This is a genomic window from Streptomyces sp. NPDC126499, assembly GCF_040302485.1.
Lineage (GTDB): Bacteria > Actinomycetota > Actinomycetes > Streptomycetales > Streptomycetaceae > Streptomyces.
Map to the genome: position 1 here is coordinate 1 of NZ_JBEOUO010000065.1, position 1078 is coordinate 1078.

At 69.1% G+C, this 1078-nt stretch carries 1 protein-coding gene; it reads left to right on the top strand.

Annotated features, from left to right (window positions below):
* Positions 1–9: 9 nt before the first annotated feature.
* A complete protein-coding gene (locus ABTZ91_RS34080; protein ID WP_352081107.1) occupies positions 10–954 on the top strand; it encodes an IS701 family transposase in 945 nt (314 codons plus the stop codon).
* Positions 955–1078 lie beyond the last annotated feature (124 nt).

A 1078-nucleotide genomic window follows, 5' to 3' on the forward strand; every position in this document is an offset into this window, starting at 1 on the left:
GAGGTGTGGGTGATCGACGACGTGTCGTTCCCCAAGTGCGGCACTGCTTCGGTGGGGGTGGCCCGGCAGTACTGCGGAGCGCTGGGCAAGCGGGCGAACTGCCAGGTCGCGGTCAGCGTCCACGCGGCCACCGACACCGCGTCGTGCCCGCTGGAGTGGGAGCTTTTCCTGCCCGAGGAATGGGCCGACGATGACCGGCGGCGCCGACGGGCCGGGGTCCCTGACGAGGTTCGGTATGTCTCCAAGGGTCGGTTGGCTCTGGGGCTGCTGGACCGACTGGCCGCGCAGGGTCTGGTGGTGCCGGTGATCGTGGCGGACGCCGGTTACGGCCGCAGCGTGTCCTTCCGGCTGGAGCTGGAGGAACGCGGCTGGTCCTATGTGATGGCGGTCGACCCGAAGGAGATCGCCCGTCCGGTCGCGGCTGAGCCGTTCCAGCCGGCCTACGGCGGTCTGGGGCCGCCCACGCTGCCCCGCTATCGCGAGCCGGCCCGGCCCCTGACCTCGTTCATCACATCGGACACCTCGTTCGAAGAAGTCGTCTGGCGGCAGGGCAGCAAGGGACGGATGACCTCGCGTTTCGCCGTGATCGAGGTCCGGCCGTCGGGCAAGGAAGCCTGCCGCACCGCCCAGGAACAAGCCGGAGGCCGCAGCAGCTGGGACGGTGTTCTGCCTCTGCGGACCCTGCTGGTCGAGCAGCCCGAAGACACCGACGGGCCGACCGGCTATTGGATGACCAACCTGCCCGCCACCACCCCGATCACCGACCTGGTCCGGTGGGCGAAGATGCGCTGGCGGATCGAGCACGACTACCGCGAGCTCAAGCACGGCCTGGGCCTGGATCACTTCGAGGGCCGCACCTGGCGCGGCTGGCACCACCACGTCACTCTCGTCACCGCCGCCCAGGCCTTCCTCACCCTGCGGCGGCTCGACCCAAAAGCTCACACGCCGGCCTGACCCTCTATCAGGTCCTCGACACCCTCCAGGACCTGCTGCAGTGCTGGACCGGCACCTGCACCACCTGCGGCCGACGCCTGCCCCGCAACAGAACCAGACTGAGAACCTAACGAAGCACTACTAG